This is a genomic window from Priestia sp. SB1 (assembly GCF_038898415.1).
Genome location: NZ_JBBJSS010000001.1, coordinates 148,563 through 174,683, shown reverse-complemented (window position 1 = coordinate 174,683; position 26,121 = coordinate 148,563). Strand labels below are relative to the sequence as shown.

At 38.2% G+C, this 26,121-nt stretch carries 30 protein-coding genes and 1 riboswitch; of the genes, 25 read left to right on the top strand and 5 right to left on the bottom strand.

Features of this window, described 5'->3' with window-relative positions; genetic code table 11:
• Window positions 1-24 precede the first annotated feature (24 nt).
• The 3 genes from WKH56_RS00930 (at window position 25) to WKH56_RS00920 (ending at window position 2,309) form a co-directional block, all read left to right on the top strand.
• Window positions 25-603 (top strand): SCO family protein, encoded by a 579-nt coding sequence (locus WKH56_RS00930; RefSeq protein WP_028415127.1) that lies wholly within the window; start codon window positions 25-27, stop codon window positions 601-603.
• A 236-nt stretch (window positions 604-839) separates the two neighbouring features.
• A complete protein-coding gene (locus WKH56_RS00925) occupies window positions 840-1,724 on the top strand; it encodes an SGNH/GDSL hydrolase family protein (protein ID WP_048019887.1) in 885 nt (294 codons plus the stop codon).
• 12 nt (window positions 1,725-1,736) lie between these two features.
• Window positions 1,737-2,309: a YpmS family protein gene (locus tag WKH56_RS00920; RefSeq protein WP_028415126.1), complete on the top strand. Its 573-nt coding sequence runs from the start codon at window positions 1,737-1,739 to the stop codon at window positions 2,307-2,309.
• A gap of 32 nt (window positions 2,310-2,341) precedes the next feature.
• Here WKH56_RS00920 and WKH56_RS00915 read toward each other — a convergent pair whose 3' ends face one another.
• Complete coding sequence (locus WKH56_RS00915) at window positions 2,342-3,097, bottom strand: DUF4397 domain-containing protein (RefSeq protein WP_014458542.1); 756 nt, start codon at window positions 3,095-3,097, stop codon at window positions 2,342-2,344.
• Between the two features lie 214 nt (window positions 3,098-3,311).
• Between WKH56_RS00915 and WKH56_RS00910 the strand changes: the two genes are divergently transcribed.
• From WKH56_RS00910 to WKH56_RS00850, 13 genes are all read left to right on the top strand, one after another.
• Complete coding sequence (locus tag WKH56_RS00910; protein ID WP_168761226.1) at window positions 3,312-3,473, top strand: hypothetical protein; 162 nt, start codon at window positions 3,312-3,314, stop codon at window positions 3,471-3,473.
• Window positions 3,463-3,888, top strand: a complete 426-nt coding sequence (locus WKH56_RS00905; RefSeq protein WP_230624675.1) for a hypothetical protein — start codon at window positions 3,463-3,465, stop codon at window positions 3,886-3,888. Before WKH56_RS00910 ends, WKH56_RS00905 begins: the two co-directional genes overlap by 11 nt.
• A gap of 87 nt (window positions 3,889-3,975) precedes the next feature.
• The gene (locus tag WKH56_RS00900; RefSeq protein ID WP_080518349.1) at window positions 3,976-4,149 is read left to right on the top strand and encodes a YjcZ family sporulation protein; all 174 of its coding nucleotides are present in this window, start codon (window positions 3,976-3,978) and stop codon (window positions 4,147-4,149) included.
• Window positions 4,150-4,302: 153 nt separating this feature from the next.
• Window positions 4,303-5,703, top strand: a complete 1,401-nt coding sequence (locus WKH56_RS00895; RefSeq protein ID WP_028415123.1) for an ATP-binding protein — start codon at window positions 4,303-4,305, stop codon at window positions 5,701-5,703.
• A gap of 218 nt (window positions 5,704-5,921) precedes the next feature.
• Entirely contained in the window at window positions 5,922-7,391 is a 1,470-nt protein-coding gene (locus WKH56_RS00890) for an NAD(P)/FAD-dependent oxidoreductase (RefSeq protein ID WP_114896562.1), read from the top strand.
• A gap of 606 nt (window positions 7,392-7,997) precedes the next feature.
• Window positions 7,998-8,152, top strand: a riboswitch (cyclic di-AMP (ydaO/yuaA leader).
• A 180-nt stretch (window positions 8,153-8,332) separates the two neighbouring features.
• Window positions 8,333-9,568, top strand: a complete 1,236-nt coding sequence (locus WKH56_RS00885; RefSeq protein ID WP_033579852.1) for a dicarboxylate/amino acid:cation symporter — start codon at window positions 8,333-8,335, stop codon at window positions 9,566-9,568.
• 108 nt (window positions 9,569-9,676) lie between these two features.
• Window positions 9,677-11,026, top strand: coding sequence for an aspartate aminotransferase family protein (locus WKH56_RS00880; RefSeq protein WP_048019888.1), 1,350 nt, complete (start codon window positions 9,677-9,679; stop codon window positions 11,024-11,026).
• Window positions 11,027-11,728, top strand: coding sequence for a CoA transferase subunit A (locus WKH56_RS00875; protein ID WP_028415119.1), 702 nt, complete (start codon window positions 11,027-11,029; stop codon window positions 11,726-11,728).
• A complete protein-coding gene (locus tag WKH56_RS00870; protein WP_310884069.1) occupies window positions 11,713-12,375 on the top strand; it encodes a 3-oxoacid CoA-transferase subunit B in 663 nt (220 codons plus the stop codon). Before WKH56_RS00875 ends, WKH56_RS00870 begins: the two co-directional genes overlap by 16 nt.
• Window positions 12,376-12,388: 13 nt before the next feature.
• A complete protein-coding gene (locus tag WKH56_RS00865; protein WP_047749942.1) occupies window positions 12,389-13,654 on the top strand; it encodes a peptidase in 1,266 nt (421 codons plus the stop codon).
• A gap of 26 nt (window positions 13,655-13,680) precedes the next feature.
• The gene (ablB, locus tag WKH56_RS00860) at window positions 13,681-14,529 is read left to right on the top strand and encodes a putative beta-lysine N-acetyltransferase (RefSeq protein WP_310884068.1); all 849 of its coding nucleotides are present in this window, start codon (window positions 13,681-13,683) and stop codon (window positions 14,527-14,529) included.
• 67 nt (window positions 14,530-14,596) lie between these two features.
• Window positions 14,597-16,009 carry a lysine 2,3-aminomutase gene (gene kamA, locus WKH56_RS00855; protein WP_048019890.1) on the top strand — a complete coding sequence of 471 codons (1,413 nt, stop codon included), beginning with the start codon at window positions 14,597-14,599 and terminating at the stop codon, window positions 16,007-16,009.
• 14 nt (window positions 16,010-16,023) lie between these two features.
• Window positions 16,024-16,302: a YokU family protein gene (locus WKH56_RS00850; protein WP_013058725.1), complete on the top strand. Its 279-nt coding sequence runs from the start codon at window positions 16,024-16,026 to the stop codon at window positions 16,300-16,302.
• A gap of 35 nt (window positions 16,303-16,337) precedes the next feature.
• Here WKH56_RS00850 and dat read toward each other — a convergent pair whose 3' ends face one another.
• Together dat and WKH56_RS00840 are read right to left on the bottom strand one after the other, a co-directional pair.
• A complete protein-coding gene (gene dat / locus WKH56_RS00845) occupies window positions 16,338-17,183 on the bottom strand; it encodes a D-amino-acid transaminase (RefSeq protein ID WP_028415114.1) in 846 nt (281 codons plus the stop codon).
• Window positions 17,184-17,304: 121 nt separating this feature from the next.
• Window positions 17,305-18,342 (bottom strand): acyltransferase family protein, encoded by a 1,038-nt coding sequence (locus WKH56_RS00840; protein WP_013058723.1) that lies wholly within the window; start codon window positions 18,340-18,342, stop codon window positions 17,305-17,307.
• Between the two features lie 408 nt (window positions 18,343-18,750).
• Here WKH56_RS00840 and WKH56_RS00835 point away from each other — a divergent pair, with 408 nt between their 5' ends.
• The 3 genes from WKH56_RS00835 (at window position 18,751) to WKH56_RS00825 (ending at window position 20,319) form a co-directional block, all read left to right on the top strand.
• Complete coding sequence (locus WKH56_RS00835) at window positions 18,751-18,966, top strand: YozE family protein (protein ID WP_013058722.1); 216 nt, start codon at window positions 18,751-18,753, stop codon at window positions 18,964-18,966.
• 230 nt (window positions 18,967-19,196) lie between these two features.
• Window positions 19,197-19,883, top strand: a complete 687-nt coding sequence (locus tag WKH56_RS00830) for a hypothetical protein (RefSeq protein WP_013058721.1) — start codon at window positions 19,197-19,199, stop codon at window positions 19,881-19,883.
• A gap of 265 nt (window positions 19,884-20,148) precedes the next feature.
• Window positions 20,149-20,319 (top strand): YozD family protein, encoded by a 171-nt coding sequence (locus WKH56_RS00825; protein WP_013058720.1) that lies wholly within the window; start codon window positions 20,149-20,151, stop codon window positions 20,317-20,319.
• A 58-nt stretch (window positions 20,320-20,377) separates the two neighbouring features.
• Here WKH56_RS00825 and WKH56_RS00820 read toward each other — a convergent pair whose 3' ends face one another.
• Window positions 20,378-21,439, bottom strand: coding sequence for a DUF2515 family protein (locus WKH56_RS00820; protein ID WP_048019892.1), 1,062 nt, complete (start codon window positions 21,437-21,439; stop codon window positions 20,378-20,380).
• A 117-nt stretch (window positions 21,440-21,556) separates the two neighbouring features.
• Between WKH56_RS00820 and WKH56_RS00815 the strand changes: the two genes are divergently transcribed.
• The 5 genes from WKH56_RS00815 (at window position 21,557) to WKH56_RS00795 (ending at window position 24,840) form a co-directional block, all read left to right on the top strand.
• Complete coding sequence (locus WKH56_RS00815; RefSeq protein ID WP_080754470.1) at window positions 21,557-21,811, top strand: hypothetical protein; 255 nt, start codon at window positions 21,557-21,559, stop codon at window positions 21,809-21,811.
• Window positions 21,812-21,817: 6 nt separating this feature from the next.
• Window positions 21,818-22,651 (top strand): serine/threonine protein kinase, encoded by an 834-nt coding sequence (locus tag WKH56_RS00810; RefSeq protein WP_048019893.1) that lies wholly within the window; start codon window positions 21,818-21,820, stop codon window positions 22,649-22,651.
• The gene (locus tag WKH56_RS00805; RefSeq protein ID WP_168761221.1) at window positions 22,638-23,408 is read left to right on the top strand and encodes a sporulation protein; all 771 of its coding nucleotides are present in this window, start codon (window positions 22,638-22,640) and stop codon (window positions 23,406-23,408) included. Before WKH56_RS00810 ends, WKH56_RS00805 begins: the two co-directional genes overlap by 14 nt.
• Window positions 23,409-23,643: 235 nt before the next feature.
• Entirely contained in the window at window positions 23,644-24,270 is a 627-nt protein-coding gene (locus WKH56_RS00800; protein ID WP_028415110.1) for a phosphatase PAP2 family protein, read from the top strand.
• Between the two features lie 246 nt (window positions 24,271-24,516).
• On the top strand, window positions 24,517-24,840 hold the full coding sequence (locus WKH56_RS00795) for a hypothetical protein (protein WP_013058713.1): 324 nt from the start codon (window positions 24,517-24,519) through the stop codon (window positions 24,838-24,840).
• A 51-nt stretch (window positions 24,841-24,891) separates the two neighbouring features.
• On the opposite strand, the gene WKH56_RS00790 is transcribed toward WKH56_RS00795, so the two are convergent.
• Window positions 24,892-25,044 (bottom strand): hypothetical protein, encoded by a 153-nt coding sequence (locus WKH56_RS00790; RefSeq protein ID WP_013058712.1) that lies wholly within the window; start codon window positions 25,042-25,044, stop codon window positions 24,892-24,894.
• Window positions 25,045-25,238: 194 nt separating this feature from the next.
• Here WKH56_RS00790 and deoD point away from each other — a divergent pair, with 194 nt between their 5' ends.
• Window positions 25,239-25,943 carry a purine-nucleoside phosphorylase gene (deoD, locus tag WKH56_RS00785; RefSeq protein ID WP_116077329.1) on the top strand — a complete coding sequence of 235 codons (705 nt, stop codon included), beginning with the start codon at window positions 25,239-25,241 and terminating at the stop codon, window positions 25,941-25,943.
• Window positions 25,944-26,121: the final 178 nt, after the last annotated feature.

Sequence of the window (26,121 nt, the reverse complement as noted above, 5' to 3'; positions counted from 1 at the left end):
ACTTTAACCGTGCAGGAGGAACATATGAAAAGCTGGTCTTATAAATTGTTTTTTTTACTGCTTATTAGTTGCATGATGTTAACAGCCTGTGGTTCCAAAATAGAAAATCCGCTTAATTGGAAGATGGACTCTTTTTCTTATGTTAACCAAGATCAAAAGAAAGTAGGGCTAAGTCAGCTGAAAGGGAACGTTTGGGTAGCTAACTTTATCTTCACAAGCTGCGAAACCGTATGTCCCCCAATGACGGCTCATATGGCTAAATTACAAAAAATGGCTAAAGATGAAGGCCTGGACGTTCGCTTTGTTTCATTTAGCGTAGACCCTGAAGTGGACACTCCTCAGAAAATGAAGGACTATGCGACTAAATTTGGCGCTGATTTTTCGAATTGGGATTTCTTAACGGGCTATAAACAAGCGGAAATTGAAAAGTTTGCGCTGGATCAATTTAAGATGATTGTGAAAAAGCCGCAAGAAGATCCGCAGGTTATTCACGGTACGTATTTTTTTCTAATTGACAAAGATGGAGTGGTTCAAAAATCTTATCAGGGAGTGACTGATCCTCCTTATGATGATATGATAAAAGATATTAAAACCCTTCAGTAAGAGCTATAAAATCGTCAAATCTATCCGCCAAACACAGCTATCTTTACAGTGATGTGTGAGCGGATATTTTTATGAAAGAAACATGCTTATCCTTTTTTTTACATATACTATATATAAGAAACGTAGTAAAATATCAACTTGACATAGTATGATAAGATATAAAGATATAGTTATTCAGAGCGGTAAGCAGTATTGCTTGTGACAGCGAGAATACAGCATAGTTAGTAGGTGTTATGATGAGAAAATGGAAAAGTATAGTGATAAGCAGTATGAGTGCGGTGGTGTTAGCGAGCTGTTCGACGACGACTTTTTTGCCAACGGACAATAAAGAAGAAGCCGTTCAGAAAGAAGTGGATTTAACACCTAAAAAGCATATTCCGAAAGGCTTTTTCCCTGTAGATTTAGATATTGTAGCCATTGGCGACTCATTAACTGAAGGAGTAGGAGATGAGTCTAAAAAAGGCGGTTATGTACCATACTTAACTAAATACCTTTCTAAACAAAATGAAGTGCAAAATGTACGAACAGAGAATCTAGGCAAAAGAGGAAACCGGACGGATCAGCTATTAGCGAGGTTAAATCAGCCGGGAGTAGCAGCTGAAGTATCAAGAGCAGACATCGTTTTCTTGACGATTGGCGGCAATGACGTGATGAAAGTGGTAAGGGATTACTTTTACAATATCTCAATTAAGACGTTTGAATCACAGCAGTCAAAATATGAAAAACGTCTAAATGACGTGTTTTCACGCATACGTAAGCTTAATCCTAATGCCCATATTTATTTAATCGGTTTTTATAATCCATTCTTTAAATCGTTAAGTGATGTGAAAGAAATTAATGTCGTTATTAATGAATGGAATGCGGCAAGCGAGAAAATTGCTTCTAAATATGATAATGTAAGTTATGTAAAAATTGATGATATTTTTTATGATTCTGACGTAAATTTATTAGGGAAAGACGAGTTTCACCCTAATAAAAAAGGGTACAAACTAATGGCTGAGCGCATTAGTAAATCAATGGAGGAAGAAGATCCTCTCGTTGGAGACCAGAAAAAGGAAACAGCAGAAGAAGTTACATCTGATGAAAAAGAGAAAAACACGAAAGAGAGTGGGAACGAGTAAGGAGATTGTTATATGAAGAAGTGGAAAACCCTATTTATCGCGTTATTAGGGATTAATGTTCTAGGGGCTATCCTTATTATTGCGTTTATTTTTCAACCGGTTGACAAGGTCAATCCAACTCCCTCTGAAAAAGTAGAAGGAGACGCAGAACTAACTATTTTGGCTAAAAAAGCGGACTTAAATGTACTGATTGATAAATATTTAAAAAAAGAATTTAAGAATCAGCCGCTTAACTACAAAATTACTCTTACCGATGTAGTAAGAGTAGACGGAACGATTCAAGTATTCGGCGATGATATTAATATTCGAATGACATTTGATCCGATCGTACAAAAAAATGGAGATATTGTGCTTGAACAGCAGTCACTTTCTGTTGGGAAGCTGCAGCTGCCTGTCCGCACAGTGCTTCGATACGTAAATAATAATTTTGCGCTACCAGAATGGGTAACAATCGATCCAAAGAATGAATCAGTATACGTAGCGTTACAGCAGATGAAGTTAGAGAGTGATTTTGCTGTAAAAGTACAAAAGTTTGATTTAAAAAATGATGATATTCGCGTACGTTTAATTTCGCGCAGTGAATAAAAAAAACCTTCCAATTTGGAAGGTTTTTTTTGTTAACGGTCTTGGGAAATCAGCGCTTCTAATGCAGGACGGTTTTTAGCAAATCCGACGGCATATACCGTATATGTTCGATTCGGGCGAAGGTTCAGTGCCGGGATTTCGAGTACTACATTTTTGGTTCCTGCTATGCGCACACTAAGTTGAACATGCATGGGGGATAAAGGCAAATATTTTGTGACTTCTTTAAACTGTACGCCAGAAAAAATGACGTCTCCGCCTCTAGCCGCAATATCCACAGCAGGAGCATCAGGAGAAAGGTGCACAAACCGAAGCTTCGTTTCTCCACTTGGTACATCCGTATTATCATAGATAAATAATAAATCAAGCTTGTTTAGCTCATCTACCGCCGCTACCGTGTAATTTTGGTTTCCTTCAAATGTAAATGATTCCGTTAAAACAGGTCTTCCCGTTTCTCCAGCGGGATAAATAGAAATTGTGTATCTTCCAGGTTCTTGTAATTCAATATAATCTGTTTCTTGTTTATAAGTTAAGTTGCGAATCACTCGTTTGTTGTTAATATAAATATCTACAGATGGAGAATCTGGAGAAGCGTGAAGTATACGAATTTGCGGCGGATTTACGCGTAAATTCGTATTTTCAGAAGAAGTTAAGATGGCCTGCTGGATATAGTACAAATGCTTTTGATAATAATGAATATGCTTAGATGGATCACTATACTTATAGTAGTTAGCTAGAAAATCGTATTTCATTGCTTTTTTAATATATTGATCAAAGGAATAATTAGCCATATGTTCAGCTCCCTTATTGTCGGAGTATAAAAACATTTCCATACGTAACCAAACATATGCTAAAACTCATAATTTATGCCGATCACTGATCACTCCCGAGACCTCCAAGAAGAAACAATGAGCCAAACGCCCTCTATGTGCATATACTGAATCAAATTATTGACTGAAGGCTTATTGTACGACCGAATTTAGTATAGAAAAAAGGAGTGAGAGCATGCGTGATTTTTATGCTCGGATGCTACGGTTAATCATGTTAAGTTTTTTACTGCTGCTACTTTTAATTCAATTTACAGAGCGCTCTACTTCATTTAATCACATTACCCCCGCGCTAAATAAAGTAACCGAGCGAATTGAGATGATTACCTATGATCAATAAATGTATGTTTTCTGCGTTTCGATATGTACTTGTTCTTTATGCAATTTGCTTTACATTTTTATTTGTTAGTACAGTTCCAAGCCTATTTGGTTTCACCGTGACCGTTCAAGAAACGGATTATCACCACCTGCATCGCGGAGATATAGTTGTCTTTAGAGACGAATCATCTTCTTCAAAGAATGAACTTGTACTGGCCCATAATCAAGACCCTGATGTACTGGTTACAGCTCAAAGAAATTCTTTGCCTGCTTCTTTTAAAGTGATTGGAAGCTACGCATACCATCTCCCGTATATAGGGGTCATTATTGAGTTTATGAAAGATTTTACTACGCTACTGGTGATGGGCAGTATTTTACTTTTGTTGTTTTCGTATACGCTGCAGCCCAAAAGGCGAATATGGCGTAAGAGAAAGTAAAAAATGGGCGAATGCACATACAGGACAATCAACTAACGCATATAAAGTACAGTGTACGAAATGAAAAAAACAAGAGGAGAGATTGCTATGTATAACTACGATTGTTACGACCCATGCCATCACGGAGGCTATCACCACCTATATGATACTTGCCACTATCCAATTGGCGGTTATCATCATTGCGGAACGGGCCAGTCATTTGCATTAATTGTTGTACTATTTATTTTATTAATCATCATTGGCTGTACTTGTTTTTGCTGATTAGATCTCATTTGCTCGCATGTGCGAGCTTTTTATAAAAGATGGAAAAGGACAAACTTACATATAAATTGTTTAAATAATAAAAAAATTTTGCCAAATCAACATTTACCATATTATACTATAGCTAGTAACTCAATAAGCGAAGGTGAATATATGGAAAAGGAAAAAGTATTTCAACAGCTATTTTCAATGTCATTTACACCAATGCTCGTAATGAATATGGATGGCGATATTCAAATTTTAAATGAAGCTTGCTGCCACCTTTTTAAAACGACGGAGGAACGGCTTCTTTCCTGTAATGTATTTGAAGAGCCAAATCGCTTTTTTATTGAAAAGCATGAAGTGGAACCGTTAAGAAAGCAAGAGGAAGAAGTTGTTTTACTTAAGAAAAAAGTAGATCAGCAGTTTCCGATGCATATCCATATTCAGCGCACGGAAGAAGATATTCCGCTCTTAGTTGTTCAGTGGAAAGAGTTTTCCTCAAGCATTGAAAAGCAAGAGGAAGTCATTCGGAAAATGAAGCAATATAAGCAGTTTGTCCAGCAAAGTCAAGATGCATTTATTGTAACGAGAGAAGGCAGAATTCAATATTTGAATCCCGCTGGTGTTAAACTTCTTGGCGGCGAGAAAAAAGAAGAGTATATCGGGCGTCCTTGGCTTCACTTTATTCACCCCGAACATTTAGAAATTGTAAAAGAACGAATGGTTCAGCTGATGAATGGAATGTCCGTGAGGCCACGTGTTGATGTGAAATTATTGACTAAAAAAGGGGTCGTCATTATTGAATCTTCGGCAACCAAAATTAAGTTTGAAGGACAGGATGCCATTCAGTATATTATTCGCGACGTAACGGATCGAAAAAAATATGATGAAATGGCAAGCAAATCTGAAAAGCTTACAATGGTGAGCAAGCTAGCGGCAGGAGTAGCACATGAAATCCGTAATCCAATGACGGCGATTAAAGGGTTTATTCAGCTGCTAAAAGCATCGAAACAGTATAATGAAGAATACAATGATATTATGCTTGAAGAATTGAATCGCGTCGAATCCATTATTCAAGAATTTTTAACACTGGCCAAGCCTAAAATTGAAAATTCATACCATCCGAAAAGTCTCAATCAAATCATACGTCACGTGACATTATTATTAGATACACACGCCAATTATAAAAATTGTCGTATTATTAATGAGATTAGTGATGAGATTACAATCTTTTGTGAAGAAAATGCGCTTAAACAAGTTTTTATTAATTTAATTCAAAATGCGCTTGAGTCAATGAGCAAAGGTACAGTTAAAGTTACCGTTGAGAAAAGAAATGAATACGGCATGGTCATTATCGAGGATGAAGGATGTGGAATTGATGAGCAATCTTTAGCTCGGCTAGGTGAACCATTTTATTCCACCAAACAAACAGGAACAGGGCTAGGATTAATGATTAGCTACCGAATAATCGAACAGCATCAAGGGCATATTTCATTTGCGAGTAAAGTAGGAGTAGGAACAAAAGTAGAAATTGCTCTTCCGTATATTAAAGAACCAGTGAACATTTCGTAGCGCTTGCTATTCGTTCGCTGGTTTTTATTTGGTTAAAATAAAAACGAATGTTTTTTTATTTTTTTTATTTTAATGTTCGTGTATATTGTTGACTAAAGGGTTTGTTTTTGATATATTATCAAATGGCTAGAAAATAACCGAATGATAATAAAAAAAGAAAATTCGGTCAATAACTTTTATCTTTTACCCAAAGAAAAAAGATGATGGGAGAATGTACAATGAACTCAAATTATGATGTTATTGTGGTAGGGGCAGGACCCGCTGGAATTTTTACTTGCTATGAGCTAACGTTAAAATTACCGGAAGCAACTATTTTATTAATCGATAAAGGACACGATATCTATCGACGTAATTGTCCGATTCTTCAGAAAAAAATTGAAAAATGTCCGCCTGCAGTTGGCAGAAAAGAGTTTGCTGGCTGTTTGCCTGCTTGTTCTATCACAAATGGTTTCGGTGGAGCCGGCGCATATTCAGATGGGAAGTTTAATATCACCAGTGAATTTGGAGGCTGGATGACGGATTATCTGTCTGAATCACAGGTGGTAGATTTAATTAAATACGTGGATGAAATTAATTTAAAACACGGAGCAACCGATACGATTACGGATCCGTTAACTGATAAAGTTCGTGAAATTGAAAAACGCGGATACGCAGCAGGATTAAAGTTATTGCGTGCCCAAGTGCGTCATTTAGGAACAGAGCAAAATTTAGAAATTTTAAAAAGCATTTATGAATACTTAAAAGAAAAAATTGATATGCAGTATAAAACGGAAGTAGCCGATTTAATAACAGAAAAAGAAGATGGTCAGCATATCGTGCGCGGTATTGAATTGAAGAATGGTGACAGAATTACGGCTGATAAAGTCGTGGTTTCACCAGGTCGAGACGGCTCGAAGTGGATGAGCGACTTACTAAAAAAACGCCGTTTAAAAATGATTAACAATCAAGTAGACATCGGTGTTCGAGTAGAAACATCTAACGTTGTTATGGAAGAAATCAACAAGCACTTGTACGAAGGGAAATTTATTTACAATACGTCTGTAGGTACAAGAGTCAGAACGTTCTGCAGCAATCCTTCAGGGCATGTGGTAGTAGAGAATCATTCAGGGATTATGTTAGCAAATGGACACGCATACAAAGATCCGAAGCTTGGAAGTCAAAATACGAACTTTGCGCTGCTTGTTTCTCATAAATTTTCGGATCCATTTGATCAGCCGAACGAATATGCGCACGAAGTATCAAGATTAGCTAATATGCTGTCAAACGGAGGCTTAGTTGTTCAAAAGTATGGAGATATTTTAAAGGGGCGCCGTTCAACAGCGAATCGAATTAAAGAAGGCTTTTTAGAACCAACGTTAAAAGAAGCTGTCCCTGGTGATTTGGGTTTAGTGCTTCCATACAATACAATGAAAAGCTTAATTGAAATGACAGAAGCACTGGATCATGTAACGCCTGGGTTAGCATCTGAACATACGCTGTTTTACGGTGTGGAAGCGAAATTTTACTCCGCCCGTCCGAAGTTAAACGATAAGTTTGAAACTGAAATTTCCGGTTTATACGTGGGAGGAGACGGAGCTGGTATTACGCGAGGACTCGCGCAGGCAAGTGCGTGTGGTGTGTGGGTAGCTCGTGACATTGTTGGAAAATTAAAGAATCGTAAAGCAAGTTCTGAACCTGTTACTGTATAAAAAAAGAGGCCGTCACGGCCTCTTTTTTTTATGGGTTAAATCAACGAGAGGGAATAAGTAAAAAGTAAAGAACTTGCACCGCTCCAACTCCGATAGTTTTATATGATAATTACCCGCTCCTTTTTTAAAAGATAGTAGGAAATCTATACTTCTATCTTGAGCAGAATTAAGTAGAATAAGGGGAATTGATAATGTCGATTTCTTCGCATCAATAAAGTCAGTGAAATTTTAGGGAGTGTATATCAAGCAGTACAAGGATAAAATCAACAGTTGGAAAGAGTTTTTTTTTTTTGGATAAGTAAAATATTTATGGAAGCAGTAAAGTACATGGATATTAGAATAATTATACATATTTATGAATGATATTAACGAGAATAAAGTTCACTTTATAAACTATTTTTTGAATTAATTTTTTATTCATTAGATTGTAAGTCTTGTTAAATAGGTGTTTTTGGTTTATTGAAATATGATGTAAATATTTTAAAATATAACAATTCTCAACTTTTTACGATAAAATCATGCATTATTTTTGAATAAAAACTTGACAGAAACATATAAAATGAATTTTAATTAAAGTAACAATTATTATCATGCAAAAATATTAAAGAAAATTATTTGCTTAATCTCTTTTGCTTTATAAGAGAACGGAGGACCCATATTTGTGCGTAATGTACTTGGGGTGAATCTTGAATGAATCAAGTAGGGTAACTCACATACCTGAATCCGACAGCTAACTCCGTAAGCATTCAGTGAGGGAATAACAGGTCTATGAAACCATGATATTCTCATGGTTTTTTGTATAGCTAAAAATATTCCTAAACTATTAATCTGAAAATTTTTAATATATTGTATATTTTGAGTGTTATCGCCCTCAATGCATGGTAAAATAAGTATGGTAGTTAGAATCATTCTAATATAATTTATTTACGGGAGGTAAATCGATGAAGCTATCGACAAAGATTATTATCGCGCTAATTGCTGGCGCTATTGTAGGAGTGTTAATCAATGCTTTTGCTCCAAGTGCTTTTGCTCCGCTGGACAAGTACTTGTTTACACCGCTTGGCCAAATTTTCTTAAGCTTAATTAAAATGCTTGTTGTACCAATTGTGTTTTTCTCTATCACGTTAGGTGTAGCAGGTTTAGGAGATCCTAAAAAATTAGGAAGAATCGGGGCAAAAACAGTTTCCTACTTCCTAGTGACAACAACCGTTGCAATTATTATCGGTTTAATTTTAGCGTATGCAATTAAACCGGGTACATTTGGATCTTTTGATACACAAAACGCTTCTTTTGAAGCTGAAAAAGCACCACCTGTTGGAGAGACATTCTTAAATATGATTCCAGTCAATCCAATTCAAGCGATGGCTGAAGGGAATATGCTTCAACTTATCGTTTTCTCTATCTTTATCGGTTTTGGTATCACGATGCTTGGAAGTAAAACAAAAGGACTTTACAATTTACTTGAGCAAGGAAATGAATTGATGATGTACCTTGTGAATCTAGTGATGAAGTTTGCTCCGTACGGAACATTTGGGCTTCTTGCAACCGCGGTTGGAAGTCAAGGCTGGCAGGCAATTAAAGCGATGGGGCTATACATGATTGTAGTCGTGCTCGCGCTGTTCATCCATTCAATCGTAACATATGGGGGATCAGTCGCTCTTATGGCCAGACGTAACCCTATTGAATTTTTTAAGGGGTTTGCTCCTGCGATGACAGTTGGATTCAGTACATCAAGCAGTAATGCAACGCTTCCGATTTCAATGAATGTGGCGCAAAAAAATCTTCGTGTCCCCGAGTCTATCAGCAGTTTTGTTCAGCCATTAGGTGCAACTATTAACATGGATGGAACGGCAATTATGCAAGGTGTAGCGACTATTTTTATTGCGCAAGTATACGGGGTTGATCTGTCGTTGGGCGCTCTTGTGACGGTTGTGTTGACAGCGGTGCTTGCTAGTATTGGTACAGCAGGCGTGCCGGGAGTTGGTCTTATTATGCTAGCGATGGTACTGAGTTCGGTTGGCCTGCCTGTAGCAGGTATCGGATTAATTATCGGAATTGATCGCTTGCTTGATATGCTTCGTACGTCTGTAAATATTACAGGAGACGCTGCGTGTGCCGTTATTGTGGCTGAGTCAGAAGCAAAGCGTATCGATAAATCTGTAACGCAATCAGCTTAATATGTGTAAAAGCTCTAGCTATATGCTAGGGCTTTTTTTATTGGCAAGAAACTCTTCTTTTCAGCATACAGTTTAATAAGAGTGTGTGTTTGAAAGGAGAGTGCGGAAATGAATAAAACCCATGTGATAAAGCCGCTGCTCGACGACGACTACCCAGTTATTTCATATGGAAAAGGAATTTATTTGTACGACCAAGATGGAAAAAAGTACATAGATGCTTCGTCAGGGGCAGTTACAGCAAGTATCGGACACGGCGTAAAAGAAATTATTGATGCGATGACGGATCAGGCACAGAAAGTTGCGTTTGTATATCGGTCGCAGTTTACAAGCGATCCGACGGAAGCCTTAGCTAAGAAACTATGTGAATTAAGCAGCAATCATTTCCAGTGGAGCTTTTTTGTTAACAGCGGGACAGAAGCGACTGAAACGGCTATGAAAACAGCCATTCAGCATTTTCAAGAGCAAGGAAAGCCAACCAAAACAAAGGTTTTGTCACGCTGGATGAGCTATCACGGTATTACAATAGGAGCGCTGTCTATGTCAGGGCACGTTGGAAGACGAAAACGTTTCTCGTCTTTGCTTGAAGATTATCCTTCGGTTTCACCTCCTTATTGCTATCGATGTCCGTTTCATCAAACCTATCCATCCTGTAATCTTGCTTGTGCACACGAATTGGAAACAGTTATCAAACGAACCGGCCCTGAACATATTGCTGCTTTTATTACAGAGCCCATTGTAGGAGCTGCCGGAGCAGCTCTCACACCTCCACCCGGTTATTATGAAGTGATAAGAGAAATTTGTGATAAATATGATGTGTTATGGATAGCCGATGAAGTCATGACTGGAGTTGGGCGTACAGGCGTGATGTTTGCATATGAGCACTGGGGAGCTAAACCAGACATCATGACGCTTGGAAAAGGAGTGGGAGCAGGATATACACCGATAGCCGTTACGTTAGCTAGCAGCAAAACGATTGAACCTATCATGAACGGATCCAAATTAATTATGAGCGGCCATACGCTAAGCGCTAATCCGCTGTCAGCCGCTGTAGGGCTAGCTGTCTTAGCCTATATTGAAAAGAACGATCTTGTTCAACAAGTAGCGCTGAAAGGAGCCTATTTAGTAAAAAAATTGAAGGAGCTTCAACTTCTTTACCCTATCATTGGTGATATTCGTGGCAAAGGCTTACTAGTTGGTCTTGAGCTTGTACAAAATCCAAAAACGAAGGAGCCTTTTTCATCCTCCGAAAATATGACGGCGCGCGTAATAAGTAAAGCCCATAAAAATGGTCTTCTCCTTTATCCTTCACAAGCAGGAACAGATGGAGTAGAAGGAGACGGTATTATTATTGCGCCACCATTTACGATTACTCATCGCCAACTTGATGAAGCGGTCGTGTTGCTTTCGAAAACATTGTATGAAGTACAAAATGAAAAACAGGGAGATGAGGTGAAATAAGTGACAAAGGTCGAAAACTCATTTCAAAAGATTACAACTGTGGAACAAGCAATTGAATACGTGGATCATGCTGCTACGCTGATGATAGGAGGGTTTGGAGGCGTAGGCAGTCCGCCTTCTCTCATTGACGGCCTTATTGAAAGCGAAAAATCAAATTTCACACTGATATGCAATGATTCAGGCTTTCCTCATATTGGTGCGGGAAAATTAGTAAGTCAAGGAAGAATTCAAAAACTGATCGCTTCTCACATTGGATCGAATCCTGTGGCTGGAACGCTGATGACAGAAGAAAAGCTGAAAGTTGAGTTTTCTCCTCAAGGAACGCTTGCTGAAAGGATTCGAGCGGGGGGAGTTGGACTTGGAGGAGTACTGATTGATGTAGGAATAGAAAATGACATTATTCAATTTGGAAAAGAAAAAGTGGAAGTAGACGGCAAGACATTTTTAGTTGAAAAACCGCTCACAGCCGACGTGGCTTTTGTATATGCAAAAAAAGCAGATCCATTCGGCAACTTGCTCTATGATAAAAGCGCTCGAAACACTAATCCATTAATGGCTATGGCAGGTCGTATAACTATTGCTGAAGTGGAGGAAATCGTTCCTCTTGGCGACATTGACCCAGAGAATGTGATGACGTCAGGCGTATTTGTGGATTATATTGTGCCTTCAAAAGGAGTGAATTGGAAATGGGTTTGGGAATAGATATTCGTCATCGTATTGCAAGACGTGCTGCGGCTGAAATCAAAAACGGCATGATTGTTAACTTAGGGATTGGCATTCCTTCTCTTATTCCTAATTATGTACCAAGCGCTGTTCATGTGATGTTTCATGCTGAAAACGGAATTTTAGGGTTAGGATCTTCGCCTCCTTTAGGTGAAGAAGATGAGAATGTCTGCAATGCAGCAGGCTATCCAACAACTACTGTTCAAGGGGCTTCATACTGTGATAGTGCTACATCCTTCGCGATGATTCGAAAAGGATACGTCGATATGACCATTCTTGGTGCGTTAGAAGTGAGTGAAAAAGGGGATTTAGCTAATTGGATTGTGCCAGGTAAGCGAGTTCCTGGGATGGGAGGAGCGATGGAATTAGCTCAAAAAGCGAAAAAAGTCATTGTGCTAATGAATCATACGAGCAAGACAGGAGAACCAAAACTGGTCAAGACATGCTCTTTACCTCTTACTGCTTCGGGCTGCGTGGGATTAGTTATTACGGATCGGGCGGTTTTTAAAGTAGAAAAAGATGCGCTTCTTCTAACCGAGTTAATGTCTCCTTATACCGTAGAGGATATTTTGAGTTCAACAGAAGCGACAGTTCGCCTGAGTGATCAATTGATTACGATACCATAAGGAGGACCATTACATGAACATACAGCAATCTATTCATAACTGGATGACAGAGCATCGTCAAAGTGCAGTGCGTTTACTCAAGCGTTTCGTAGAAGAAGCAAGCGTACAGGGTTCTGAAAAGCATGCGCAGGCAATTGTCATTGAACGCCTTCGACAGCTGCAGTTAGATATTGATATATGGGAACCAGACGAAAAAACACTTCGTACCCATGAAGCTTTTGCCTCCAACCGTTCTAGTTTCCGAGATAGCCCGAATGTGGTAGGCGTGTTAAAAGGAAAAGGTGGGGGAAAATCCATCATTTTAAACGGACATATTGATGTTGTGCCTCCCGGCGATCTTTCACAGTGGAAGGAAGACCCTTATACGGCCGTTGTAAAAGATGGAAACTTATATGGGCGCGGTGCAACAGATATGAAAGGAGGGAATGTGTCGTTACTTTTAGCGATTCAAGCATTAAAAGAGCTAGGTATTTCATTAAAAGGAGATGTTATTTTTCAAAGCGTAGTAGAAGAGGAAAGCGGAGGGGCAGGAACACTTTCCTGCGTGCTTAGAGGGTATAAAGCAGATGGTGCCATTATTCCAGAACCAACCAACATGAAGATCTTTCCTAAACAGCAAGGGTCGATGTGGTTTCGCGTGACCGTACATGGAGTAGCAGCACATGGAGGGACTCGGTATGAAGGCGTGAGTGCCATTGAAAAAGCAGCTGTTGTGCTTAAACATATTGAGGGTCTTGAAAAAGAGAGAAACAGCCGAATTACAGACCCGCTCTATAATAAAATTCCCATTCCCGTGCCCATTAATATCGGAAATATACAAGGAGGAACGTGGCCTTCTTCAGTTGCTGATCAAGTAGTATTAGAAGGCAGGATAGGAGTTGCTCCGCATGAAAAAATGAAAAATGTCAGAGCGGAAATGAAATCGTGGCTTGAACTTTTGCCTCAGTGTGATGAGTGGTTTGCTGAGCATCCTGTCGACTTGGAATGGTTTGGGGCCCACTGGCTTCCTGGTGAAATTGAATTAGAGCATCCGCTTATGACCTCTCTTTCGTCCTCTTTTTATCAAGTGAAACAGAAACAGCCGATCATTGAAGCATCTCCTTGGGGAACGGACGGAGGGATATTGTCACAAGTTGGAGATATTCCAACAGTTGTGTTTGGACCAGGAGTAACAGAAGTAGCCCACTTTCCGAATGAGTATATTTGTATTCAAACGATGCTTGATGCAGCAGAAATTATTGCGCTCACCGTAGCAGACTGGTGCAGTATTGCGGACTAAGCTAAAAAGGGAGAGGATACAAACAAATGGCGAAACAAGAAACTATTTGTCAACCAACCTTTGCTATGACTCTTTTTTTAGATGAATGTAACAAGCGTCTGAGAATGGATGATTACCGGGGAAATGTGAACGATATTTGCAGCTATATATATAAAGAAATTGATAAGGCAACGTACGAAAAGTGGATTATAAAAGCACGTGCCGAACATCTGTTGGACTGGATGAGCTTGGGATTTTCTTTAGAAGCAACTGTTCCCTACTATTTTAACGGAAGCGACGCGTATCTTTTATGCTACTATACGTCTCAATCCCGCCGAGACAGCGGGGAGACGTTAAAAGAAACAGAGCTGCTTCAAGATGTTTTGAATTTGCCGACATCTGATTATTCTCCTTTATCGAATCAACTGATCATGCGCCGAGCCATTTCATCTGACGCTAAACAACTTTCTCAGCTCTACCGTCAAATCTTCACAGTGTATCCGACTCCCCTCTATGAAGAAGAGTATCTCTCTAGTTTGCTTCAAGAAGATAGTTTGTTTTATATCATCGTTGACAAGAACGATATCGTTAGCGCTGCTTCTGCTGAAATTGACTATGTCTATCACAATGCTGAACTAACGGATTGTGCGACTCTCCCTGCTTACCGAAAGTATGGATTCATGAAGCATTTATTAAGCGCACTAGAGGCGGAGCTAAAACAGAGGCATATTTTTTGTGCATACACAATAGCGAGAGCGCTTTCATTTGGGATGAATGCCGCTTTTCATCAGCTTGGGTATACCTATACGGGACGGTTAACGAATAATTGTTACATTTATAAATCGTTAGAAGATATGAACGTATGGGTGAAGGATCTATCAAAAAGTAAAGGATGAGAAATAATTAACCAATTTATGGGCTGTAACATATAACAATAGTAAATCTTCATAAAGGAGCGATTGTATGTTATATGATTTATATAAGCCGTCCCGACATTGGAAAGATATCGAATTATGGAAAGATGTGCCCGAGGAAAAGTGGAACGATTGGATTTGGCAATTAACAAACACAATTCGAACGCTAGATGATTTAAAAAAAGTCATTAATTTAACTCCTGAAGAAGAAGAAGGAGTGCGCATTTCAACCAAAACCATTCCGCTTAATATTACGCCTTACTATGCATCTTTAATGAATCCAGATGATCCTCGCTGCCCCGTCCGTATGCAGTCTGTTCCGGTTGGCCAAGAACTTCATAAAACAAAATACGATCTGGAAGATCCGCTAGATGAAGACGAAGATTCTCCAGTGCCAGGATTGACTCATCGCTATCCGGATCGCGTTTTGTTCTTAGTTACCAATCAATGCTCCATGTACTGCAGATACTGCACTCGAAGAAGGTTTTCAGGACAAATTGGAATGGGCGTTCCAAAAAAGCAGTTAGATGCTGCGATTGCTTATATCGCCAAAACACCTGAAGTACGAGATGTACTCATTTCAGGCGGTGATGGCTTGCTGATTAATGACAACATTTTAGAATATATTTTGAAAAATTTAAGAGCTATTCCCCACGTGGAAATTATTCGAATTGGCACCAGAGCACCCGTTGTGTTTCCACAGCGAATAACGGAAAATTTATGTGCCATTTTAAGAAAATATCATCCAGTGTGGTTAAATACTCACTTTAATACATCCATTGAAATTACGGAAGAGACAAAAAAAGCATGTGAAATGCTTGTCGATGCAGGCGTTCCAGTTGGCAATCAAGCGGTTATTTTAGCTGGGATTAATGACAGCGTAGCTATCATGAAAAAGCTTATGCACGATTTAGTAAAAATACGCGTTCGTCCTTACTATATTTATCAATGTGATTTATCAGAAGGAATTGGGCATTTCCGAGCACCTGTTTCCAAAGGGCTTGAAATTATGGAAGGGCTGCGAGGTCATACGTCTGGCTACGCTGTTCCAACGTTTGTTATTGATGCGCCAGGAGGTGGAGGAAAGATTGCCGTTCAACCAAACTATATTATTAGTCAAAGCGCAAGTAAAGTTGTTCTGCGAAACTTTGAAGGCGTGATTACGACGTATCCGGAGCCAGAAAGCTATGTGCCTGGGCGTGCAGATGATTATTTTCGAGCTGTTTATCCAGAATCGGATGATAAAGATTCTTCCATCGGCATCTCGGGTCTTATGAATGATGCTCAATTCAACCTTGTACCGGAAGGATTAGGGAGAGTAAAAAGACGTAAAACATATGAAAGTGACAGTGCTCACGAAAGCCTAAAAGACAAACGTGAAAAAAGAGATGAATTAAAAGATAAAAAGTTTAAAGCTCAATTGAAAAAAGACGGTAAAAGCGACGATGCTCCATCATCTTAAGGAGGTCCTGTAATATGACTGTTCAATGCGCATGGTGCGAAGAAGAAAAAGCGGTAGAAACAACCAATACCGCATACTGGGAATTGCCAGATGGAACGAGAAGTATCGAAATTACTCATATGCCATGTATCAGCTGTTCAGGTTGCGGGATGTCATATCAAGAAGAAGAGATCATAGAAGAAGTGGAAACACAGCTGCTTCTTGTCGATACAAAAAAACTTGATGAATCCATTCGGTATGATGAGCTATTAAAAGTGCCAAGATTATTAAAGCGCAACTACTTTAAATTCTAAAAATCCGCCCCTTATTTTGTAAGGGGCGGATTTTCTTATTGATAAGCCTTTGTTCCAGCAGTACGTAGGCTGTATGCGTGCTTTAAAGCTACTGTAACAGGACGAACAGTTGGAAGTTCGACTTCGTCTATTTTCGAAACGGGCAAAAGACCAACAGACGTGCTCGTAATAAAAACTTCATCAGCGTCTTTTAAAAAGGAAGGAGTCATATTTTGTTCTCGGATTTGAATGGCTTGTTCCTGCGCACATTCCAGTACGTTAGCGCGCGTAATACCGGATAGAATTTTTCTTGTGGCAGGAGTCGTGAACAAGACGTTGTCTTTTATCGCAAATACATTGCTGCTCGACCCTTCGGTTATGTATCCGTCTTTTACTAAAATAGCTTCTTTGCACCCTTTAGAAGCCGCAGCTTGTTTGGCCAGAAGGTTAGGAAGTAGGTTCAATGATTTGATATAGCAATTAGCCCATCGTTCGTCTTCCAATAGAAGAGTGGAGATGCCTTTTTCATAGGCTTCTTCAGGTGTTTGGCGAGGATGGCGTATTGTGAGTGCTAATTGTGCAGGTACATCAGGAAATAAATGATTTCGAGGAGCAATCCCGCGCGTAACTTGAATATAAATATCAGCGTCTTTTAACGTTGATTTTTCCATTCCTTGACGAATGATGTCCTTTAGTTCCTGTCTTGAAACCGGCAGTTCAATAAAGATTGCCTTTGCACTTCTTTCTAAGCGGTCTAAGTGACGTTCAATCGAAAACGGAACTCCTTTGTATACACGAATAAATTCATAAACACCGTCTCCAAACTGGTGACCGCGTTCATCAATTGGAATAACAGCCTCGTTAATATCTCTAAACTCTCCAGCATAATATGCTAATTCCATCTTGAAAAACTCCCTTCCTTTAGATATTAAAACGTTAACATAAAATTCAGCAAAATGAAATTATTTACTTGGTTTCTCTAAAGAAAATGAAAAAAGTCATACTCCTTTAGGAGTATGACTTTTATGAAAACGTACGTTTGAATGCTAATGAAAATTTCTGAATGGCTTTTTTAGGTGTAACAAACTGAACGATGAGCTTGGTACCGGTGATGAACCAATCGACAATACGGCTGCCAAGAAGCATCGTTACTAAAATGGACAGTGCGATTAAGACGATAATACCCCATGATGTTGGCTCTAGACTTTTTGAGAAGTCAGTTGTAAAGAACCATTTTAAAATGAAGCCGTGCAATAAATACACGTATAGTGATCGCTGTCCAATGCTTGTTAAAGCAAAACCGCGCGTTGGAATTAAAGCCATAAAGGCAAAAGATACAAGAAAAGCAATTCCATAGTGAGAAACGCGCATTAAAAATTCGGCCACATTGTCGTACGTGTTCGTTCCATACAGCATATCTGTGTAAGCCGTGTCGTCTAAGAAAGAATAGCTTCCAATTAATGTAACTAGCAATACGATGGATGCAATGATTCGATTTCGCGCTGTCAAAAGATTTGTAAAAGGCTCTTGTCGCTGTGACAAATAGTAGCCTAAAAGGAAAAACGGGAAGAAGACAAACATTCTGCTAATGCTTAGAATTTTATCAAATCCGTCAATATCAATGAAGCCCATTGCAAGTCCAAGCGAAATAGAGACAGTTAAGCTAATCCACATTGGGAATTTTGCAAAGAAAGGAAGCATTAATTTCCAAAAAATTAAGCTCAGTAGAAACCACATTGCCCATCTAGGAACCAAATATTGAAGCGTGTACGTTTCATCTGTATAAAGCACACTATAATAAAGAGTATAGATCGTTTGGAAAGCTAAGTAAGGAAGAGCCACCTTTGTAAATATTTTTTTGTAATATCCTTTTTTATGGAAATTTTTCGAGAAATAACCTGCTAGTAAAATAAAGACAGGCATATGGAAAATAAAGATAAAGTGATAAATGGACAGCATTCCGCTGCTATCTGTTCGGTACGGAGAAATCATGTGCCCAAATACAACTAAAAAAATTAATACGAATTTAGCATTATCAAAGTAAGCATTTCGAGTATTCATAGTATTATTTTTCCTCAACATATGCTGATGTAAACCTCCCACCAACAAGATTTATTTAAATGGCGATTATTGTTAGAATAACCTTTCACTACGGAATTAAAACATGAATTCTTCTTTTTTGCAATTACATAAAGGCTTGAGAAACCTGTCGAATCAACACTTTTGTTATAAAAACGATGTGTTTTTGTTACAAATGTCTTTTTGAAAAAAGAAAAATATTGATATAACAATATTTATTCGTTACGCTAATAGTGAAATTTGTTTTGCAACTGTAACATGAATTTAATATTTTTTGTCCAGTAAAACACTCATATTGCAGTGTTCGACATCTACATATCACAGAAGAAAGTTGTAGATTTCTTGAAAAAATGATAGAAAAGATACACATACCGCTGGAGGGGGAGTACGATGAAATCCTTTTATCACTATATAATGAAATTCCGATCAAATAAAAAACATGATCGAATGGGAGAGTTTGCGCGAAGTGCTTATGATGATCACAGCTTCCCGAAATCTTCAACAGACTATGACGAACTGAGTTCTTATTTAGAGCTAAACGGACATTATTTATCAAGTATGACCGTATTTGATGAAGCATGGGAGCTTTATCAAAATAATGCGTGAGAAAATAAAAAGAGGCTAGAACAACAGTATTTTAGTTGAAGGAAGATCCGAACGATTCATCGTTCGGATCTTTTTATTTTCCTTAGCCTGTACAATAAGCAGAAAAAAATGATAGAGGGCAATAGATAATAAAGGCTTGGTTCTAAAGATGTTATACTTCCCCTTTTTTAGTTACTGCATATAATATTGTAACTTTTCAGTAGGTGTATGTTTACTAAGGAGGTGCGACGATGGCAGGGAAGAAAAAACCTAAATACGGAATTGGTGAAACAGTCGTTGTAACAATATACGGGACCGTTGGCACTATTACCGATATAAAAGTGATGGATGGGATTTTTGTATATGAAATCAACCATAGTGAAGGTCTTTTTTTAGAAGATACAATTGAACTTCTAGAAGAATATGAAGGTCAAATATTAGTACAGGAAAGAGTAGAGCTTGAATATAAATTTTTCTTCGGCGATATCGTCCAGGTTTTTAATTATGGAAAAGAGTTATTTAAAATCATTGGTATTCGAACAGAAATATGGCGTTATAAAGAGGATTCATGGGAAGATATTGTCTATGAATTGTCACGTGTAACAGATGGAGAATGGCTTGAGGCTAGTGAAGAAGAACTCATTCTCGTAACTCCTCATGAGGAAACAGAAAATTACGCTCAAAGTGTTGATATGTTGTATTTAGGTAAAGAAATTAAAAAGACGGAGTTGCTACCAAAGATGAAAAAACAAAACGGTTCTGAAAAAGAAGAAGTGAGGTTAACTAAAGAAAAGCATGAGATTATAAACGGTCTTTTAGATGTGTACAATGATTATAAATTTTTGTATGAGCTTTTTGAAGATGAAGAATACGCTGAAGTCATGAACTTAGTGCTGAAACATTTAAAAAAGATAGCAAAATCCGAACAAGGAAAATAGCAGGTAGATGCCTAATAAATAAAAGATAGCCGAGATAGATCATCACATCTCTCTTAGCTATCTTTTATTGTGTATACGGCGATGGTAATGAAAAAAGAATGGGTATAATTACCTTTCTATTTAAACTGCTGAAATTTTAGACATACTATTGCCAAATTGTTCATAAATGTGTATAAGGTAAAACTTCAAGCAGAAGATGGAGTGAACCTATTTTTAAGAAAAATAAGGTACGCTAATCCGTTCAAACGGGATAAGGAGTGATATTGTGAAAGAAATCGAAGTGGTCATTGATACGGAAGAAATTGCGGAGTTCTTTTACAATGAACTAGTCAAGCGAGGCTATGTTCCCGCTGAAGAAGAGCTAGGCGAATTAGCGGATATAACTTTTGATTATCTCATTGATAAATGTATTATTGATGAGCAAGATGAAGAATAAAAAGATAGATACATCTGTAACGACGGGGAAACTCGTCGTTTTGTTTATGAGACAGGGGTTATGAAAAAGGATTAGCAGCTTTTATAGCGGATTGCACTTTTATATGATGCTGAAGGGGAATTTTTTTAACTGAAGAATCGGGAATAGAGTCAAGAAGAGAAAATATGCTTTCGTCTTCAAACCAATCTTCTTTTCTTAAAAAAAGATGTATGCGGTCTCCCCAGCTCATAGTTAAAGTCGGGCTATAGAGCTTTTTGGAATGAGTTCTGTCATTTGTAAATATATCTGAATTATAATCGCTTCGAGACCCTGTATGAGGGTGTTTAAGGCTAAAGGTATAAATAGCATCATGCAAGTTTGAATAAAAAAGAAGAACGTATAGGGTTTTTCCCACTTCAATCCGTCTTATCACAGACTCAAAATGGTACACTTTCGTTCCACATAAATCAATTTTATTACCTGAATAATAGGGAAAGACGATTTGAGTCATACCGAGAAAATTTTGAGTGTGAAACTGCCAAGAGTGAAGAACATCACGCTGAAACTCCTTTTTAAAGAGAACATTTTTTTCGATATGATACTGTTCGTTCACAATCAGGGCTATTGATAAGAGCGTTTTGTTTCTATGCTGCCAAAAGTCATTCCAAACAGCTTTCATAAAAGAAGATATGTGAAAGGCGGGGAGTAAATGAAACAGATTGCTGTTTTGCTCTTTGCTTTTTTCATAGAGTAACAGCTGAGCGTAAGCATCATGAAATATCGCTGAGTTGGAATGTTCTAAAAACAAGAAGTATGCGTGCTGTTTCTCTGATGAAAGCAGGGATTTTATTAAGGTAGTGGAGAGATCTGTCATATAATAGCCGCCGTTTCGTGAAACTAAGTGTGCTAAAAGAGCCCAGTGAATTTCAGGGTGTTTTTGATAATAGTCCAAATAAGCTTGTGTACGTGTAACATTGTTTTGATTAGCTTTTTTTACTTTTCTTCGAATTTCTTTAATCCATTTTACATCTTCTCCAATAAAAGAGAGCGGGAGAATAGCAGGAGGTTTGTGCTGCATCATCTGCTGCAGACGAAGAACATCCTCCAATCTAATGAGGGGATTTGTGTCAGTAGAAGTCATGTTAAGCCTCCTTTGAAACGTTTAACTATTTTAAAAAAGGGTAAGGGACTTTTTGAAACCTTTATAACATTTCGTACGTATAAAGGGTAACAAATGTTAAGAAAAGAGGTTTTCTTTATGTTCAGAAAAATATTTGAATCATTAACTGGATCTAAACATCGCCGCTACAGCAGCAGTGATCGACACTACCGACGTCCACGCCACTACAGCAGCAGTGATCATCATCACAGACGTCCGCGTCACCATAGCAGCAGTAGCGATTATAAACGAAGCAAATATTATGACAGCCACAGTCATTCAAAATATGGTCATCACCATTACAAGCGTAAACGCAAAAGCGGAAGCTTCTTCTCAAGCTTTTTCTCAAGTTGATTTGGAATGAAAAATCGAATGTTCAAACACTTTCATCGCTGGCTAGTTGACCGTCCTTTTAAAAAAGGAACAGTCATTTGTGAGTGCTATGAAATCATAAATGTACTGGGAATGGGGAGCTATGGTATAACATATGTTGCTAGTGACATTGTGCAACAAAAAGAGGTAGTAATAAAGCAACTCCGCAAAACGAAGCAGCGCACGCCTCAGGGGCTGAAGTCTTTTCATTATGAAGCAAAACTGCTGTCTCAACTAGATCATCCTCAAATTCCTTCGCTGTATGAAGCTGTTGAAATAGATGAAGGGTGTTTTCTAGTGATGGAGTTGATTCAAGGAAAAACGTTTGAAGATTTAATTTTTGAAGAGAAGCGCGTATATACAGAAGAAAAAGCGCTTGACATTTTACTTGATATTCTAAAAGTAGTTTCCGTTATTCATGAGCAAGGAATCGTTCACCGTGATCTTCGTATTCCAAACATTATTGATGTTAACGGGACCATTTATGTTATTGACTTTGGTCTTGCAAGATTTTTGGGAGCTCATGAAGAAACAAGCAGCCTTATAGAAGAACAGCAGTTTATGAGACAAACATCGGTTGCAAGCGATATCTATGCGCTTGGTCATTTTCTTTTATTTTTATTGTATTCTGGTTATGAGCCGACGGATAAACAAGAAAAAAGCTGGGAACAAGAGCTAAGCTTGTCGGCGCCCATTAAAACCATCATTCAAAAAATGCTGAGAGCAGATGAAGCGTATGAAAGTATTAAAAGTTTACAAAAAGACATTTATGACTATATAAATAGTAAGAACTCGGGGAGGGAAAAGCATGGCGCTATTTAATAAAGCGTTAGCCCGCATTGGAATTGGTGCAGCGCGAGTGGATGCTAAGCTTGTCAATGATGAATTTCGTGCTGGTGAAACGATTGAAGGGATTGTTGAAGTGTACGGCGGAAATGTTGAGCAGAAAATTGACAGTATCTATCTGCGTCTATTCACAACCTATGTAAAAGAAAGAGACGATAAAAAATACAAGCAGGACATTGAACTTAATACGTTTAAGATTAACGACCCGTTTACGATCCAACCATCTGAAACCAAGTCTATTCCTTTTACCTTTCAGCTACCTGATGATACGCCTGTTACATTAGGGAGAACCCGAGTGTGGGTGGCGACGAGCCTCGATATTAAAGATGCGGTTGATCCGTCGGATATTGATCATGTAAAAGTGCTCCCTAACCTTATGGTAACAAGCACAATTGAAGCGATGGAACAGCTTGGCTTTCGCTTGCGCCAAGTCGAGTGCGAAGAAGCTCCTCGCAGGATGAGAAAAAGACTTCCTTTTGTTCAAGAATTTGAATTTGTTCCAAGCGGTGGAGTGTACGCTGGGAAAGTAGATGAAATTGAAATCATCGTGCAGCCGAGCGGCTTACATGACTACGATTTATTTATAGAAGTAGATCGACGGGCCAGAGGACTTGGCGGGTTTTTATCTGAAATGCTGGATGCAGATGAGTCGCTCGTTCATGTTCATGTTTCTGAAAAAGAAATTCCTCAGTTAAAAAATAGATTAACCAATATTATTTCACGCTATAGCTAACGTGCATAGCTCTCCTTTATTTTTCGTATATTAAAGACAGTAAAAAGAAAGGAGAGAGGTATATGCCGCAATCAAAACAAACGAAAAAAATAAATGCAAAAGAGGAATTTTCGGCTGAATTTGTCGTTCATCAAGCTCCCAAGCCGGAAGACTATATTCAGCCAAAACGTGTGAATAAGTAAAGCATGTAGCACGCTACATGCTTTTTCTTTTAATAGGTTGGAGGAAATAAAAAATGGTAAATCGCACTACAAAATATTCTCTATTTATTGTATCGCTTTTAGCTTTCTTTTTACTCATTTTATTTACGTTTAATACACCTTGGGTGAAACAGCTTGACTTTAATGTACTTCATACCATTGAAGGATGGAGGACGGATACGTTAACACCCATCATCATATTTATAACAACTGTAGGATCTTGGTATGTCACTGCGCCAATATGGTTTGCCATTATAGTATTTCTTCTTTATAAACGAAAAGGATTGCTCGCTTTATATATCACGCTTGTTTTTTGGGGAGTTCGCGCTTTAAATTGGGGATTGAAGGAGATTTTTGCAAGACCAAGACCTGATTGGAGTCAAGTCGTTCCCGCCTCTCACTATAGTTTTCCGAGCGGACATGCCATGAACTCAATGGCGTTTTACAGCGGAGTGCTTTTGTTAATATGGATGTATACAAGAAGCAGGGCTATTAAAACGGCAGCTGCATGCGTAATTGCTATTATTATTTTATTAATTGGATTTAGCCGTTTGTATTTAGGCGTACACTTTTTAACGGATATACTAGCAGGATATTGTGTAGGACTTGCTTGGTCATTAGGAGTCTACCTCCTTTCTAAGCGCCTATATAACCAAAAATAGGAGCAATGGTTACATTTTTTTCGTTAATATTTCATTTTGTTTAAGTAGGCCTATTGATTCATCCATTCAAAAACAACTAATGATAAAATGGGAAACAAATATTTTATGTACATGTTTAATAAGAAAAAACTAGTAATTTCGACAAAAAACGTTTTGATTCGATAAAGGGTTTTCGGATTTTATCACTAATTATATAAGAATACATGACGTAAAAGAGTAAATACTTGCTTTTGGGTGGAGGGAAGAATGTTGAGTGTGTGGACTACAATAAAAAAACAATTTAATATTAGCACAGAATATGATGTAACCATTATGCAAACAGAAGAAAAAGGCGAAAAGCGCGGATATAAGCCTGTCCATCGTCTAACGATTACAGCATTCGATCATCAAGACGCTGCAACACAAGTATTTCAGATGTTTAATATTGCTGATAATTTGCCAAAAGATTGTGATGCGAGATTTATTAGCACAGGCGATATTTTGTTAATTGATGAAGGTACTCGAGGGAAATATTACTACAAGCTATGGACAGACGGATGGCAAAAAGTGAATCGCCTGCATGTACGTTAAACATAAGGTAAAAGCGACCTATCTGGCCGCTTTTTATTTATATGTTGACTCTTAGTAATCACGAGTATGATGACCAGGGCCATTTTTTCGGTTTGTTGCTGAATATTCATCTCCATGGGCTTCATGTTCTGCTATAATTGCTTCTTTTGGAATGTGATTATTCTTTTTAGGCGAATTAATTCGGTTGCGATGTTTTTTCCCCATACATATCACCTCAGCTAAAGTTAGTAAATCCCTTGCGCTATTAGCGTACCCTTATATAAAAAGACATACTACGCCATTTTTTGGGCAGTATGTCTTTTTATTTTTGACGCATAATGTTAGAAGTAAATAGACATGCAAGGGATACAATATGGTATAGTGAAAGCGTAAGATTTTTTACATATAGGAGGTACGAAATGAGCGTACATATTGGGGCAAAACAAGGTGATATTGCAGAAACGATTTTACTTCCAGGTGATCCACTTCGTGCAAAATACATTGCAGAAACGTTTTTAGAAGACGTAACGTGCTATAACGAAGTGCGCGGTATGCTTGGATTTACAGGAACATATAAAGGAAAGCGCGTTTCTGTTCAAGGAACGGGAATGGGTGTACCATCGATTGCTATTTATGTAAATGAACTAATGAATGAATATGGTGTTCAAAACCTAATTCGCGTGGGTACATGCGGAGCAATCCAAAAAGATGTAAAAGTACGTGACGTTATTTTAGCCATGTCTTCGTCAAGTGATTCACAAATGAACCGCGTTAAATTTGGTCCTATTGACTATGCACCGACAGCTAACTTTGATTTATTAAAGCGCGCTTACGATGCAGGTGTTGAAAAAGGCCTTCAGTTAAAAGTAGGAAGTGTATTTACATCTGATCAATTTTACAATGAAGACGGCCAGCTAGAAAAATTAGCAGCTCACGGCGTATTGGCAGTTGAAATGGAAACGACGGCTCTGTATACGCTAGCCGCTAAATACGGCTGTAATGCTTTGTCGGTTTTAACAGTAAGTGATCACATCTTCACTGGTGAAGAAACAACGTCAGAAGAACGTCAAACGACGTTCAACGATATGATTGTTGTTGCGCTTGAAGCAGCAATTAATGAATGAACATAATTTCATTTATTTGCTGAATGGAAGCGAAATGCTGCCGCGTAACAAATAAAAAGACGAGAAGCAATCAAGCTTCTCGTCTTTTTATTTGCGAAAATTAATTGTTTCCAAATAGGAAATTGTATGGTACGATTTGATACGTTAAAAACGGCCTTGATTTTCGTGAAAGTCGAAA

Bases quoted from the DNA above. Each gene is read 5' to 3' on its own strand.
- WKH56_RS00900 (WP_080518349.1), top strand. From the start codon at position 3,976: ATGTATAACTACGATTGTTACGACCCATGCCATCACGGAGGCTATCAC.
- WKH56_RS00835 (WP_013058722.1), top strand. From the start codon at position 18,751: ATGAAATCCTTTTATCACTATATAATGAAATTCCGATCAAATAAAAAA.
- WKH56_RS00880 (WP_048019888.1), top strand. From the start codon at position 9,677: ATGAATAAAACCCATGTGATAAAGCCGCTGCTCGACGACGACTACCCA.
- WKH56_RS00890 (WP_114896562.1), top strand. From the start codon at position 5,922: ATGAACTCAAATTATGATGTTATTGTGGTAGGGGCAGGACCCGCTGGA.
- WKH56_RS00815 (WP_080754470.1), top strand. From the start codon at position 21,557: ATGTTCAGAAAAATATTTGAATCATTAACTGGATCTAAACATCGCCGC.
- WKH56_RS00930 (WP_028415127.1), top strand. From the start codon at position 25: ATGAAAAGCTGGTCTTATAAATTGTTTTTTTTACTGCTTATTAGTTGC.
- ablB (WP_310884068.1), top strand. From the start codon at position 13,681: ATGGCGAAACAAGAAACTATTTGTCAACCAACCTTTGCTATGACTCTT.
- WKH56_RS00850 (WP_013058725.1), top strand. From the start codon at position 16,024: ATGACTGTTCAATGCGCATGGTGCGAAGAAGAAAAAGCGGTAGAAACA.
- WKH56_RS00805 (WP_168761221.1), top strand. From the start codon at position 22,638: ATGGCGCTATTTAATAAAGCGTTAGCCCGCATTGGAATTGGTGCAGCG.
- WKH56_RS00830 (WP_013058721.1), top strand. From the start codon at position 19,197: ATGGCAGGGAAGAAAAAACCTAAATACGGAATTGGTGAAACAGTCGTT.
- WKH56_RS00870 (WP_310884069.1), top strand. From the start codon at position 11,713: ATGGGTTTGGGAATAGATATTCGTCATCGTATTGCAAGACGTGCTGCG.
- WKH56_RS00905 (WP_230624675.1), top strand. From the start codon at position 3,463: ATGATCAATAAATGTATGTTTTCTGCGTTTCGATATGTACTTGTTCTT.
- WKH56_RS00800 (WP_028415110.1), top strand. From the start codon at position 23,644: ATGGTAAATCGCACTACAAAATATTCTCTATTTATTGTATCGCTTTTA.
- WKH56_RS00820 (WP_048019892.1), bottom strand. From the start codon at position 21,439: ATGACTTCTACTGACACAAATCCCCTCATTAGATTGGAGGATGTTCTT.
- kamA (WP_048019890.1), top strand. From the start codon at position 14,597: ATGTTATATGATTTATATAAGCCGTCCCGACATTGGAAAGATATCGAA.
- WKH56_RS00910 (WP_168761226.1), top strand. From the start codon at position 3,312: ATGCGTGATTTTTATGCTCGGATGCTACGGTTAATCATGTTAAGTTTT.
- deoD (WP_116077329.1), top strand. From the start codon at position 25,239: ATGAGCGTACATATTGGGGCAAAACAAGGTGATATTGCAGAAACGATT.
- WKH56_RS00920 (WP_028415126.1), top strand. From the start codon at position 1,737: ATGAAGAAGTGGAAAACCCTATTTATCGCGTTATTAGGGATTAATGTT.
- WKH56_RS00915 (WP_014458542.1), bottom strand. From the start codon at position 3,097: ATGGCTAATTATTCCTTTGATCAATATATTAAAAAAGCAATGAAATAC.
- WKH56_RS00795 (WP_013058713.1), top strand. From the start codon at position 24,517: ATGTTGAGTGTGTGGACTACAATAAAAAAACAATTTAATATTAGCACA.
- WKH56_RS00840 (WP_013058723.1), bottom strand. From the start codon at position 18,342: ATGAATACTCGAAATGCTTACTTTGATAATGCTAAATTCGTATTAATT.
- WKH56_RS00810 (WP_048019893.1), top strand. From the start codon at position 21,818: ATGAAAAATCGAATGTTCAAACACTTTCATCGCTGGCTAGTTGACCGT.
- WKH56_RS00865 (WP_047749942.1), top strand. From the start codon at position 12,389: ATGAACATACAGCAATCTATTCATAACTGGATGACAGAGCATCGTCAA.
- WKH56_RS00790 (WP_013058712.1), bottom strand. From the start codon at position 25,044: ATGGGGAAAAAACATCGCAACCGAATTAATTCGCCTAAAAAGAATAAT.
- WKH56_RS00895 (WP_028415123.1), top strand. From the start codon at position 4,303: ATGGAAAAGGAAAAAGTATTTCAACAGCTATTTTCAATGTCATTTACA.
- WKH56_RS00925 (WP_048019887.1), top strand. From the start codon at position 840: ATGAGAAAATGGAAAAGTATAGTGATAAGCAGTATGAGTGCGGTGGTG.
- WKH56_RS00885 (WP_033579852.1), top strand. From the start codon at position 8,333: ATGAAGCTATCGACAAAGATTATTATCGCGCTAATTGCTGGCGCTATT.
- dat (WP_028415114.1), bottom strand. From the start codon at position 17,183: ATGGAATTAGCATATTATGCTGGAGAGTTTAGAGATATTAACGAGGCT.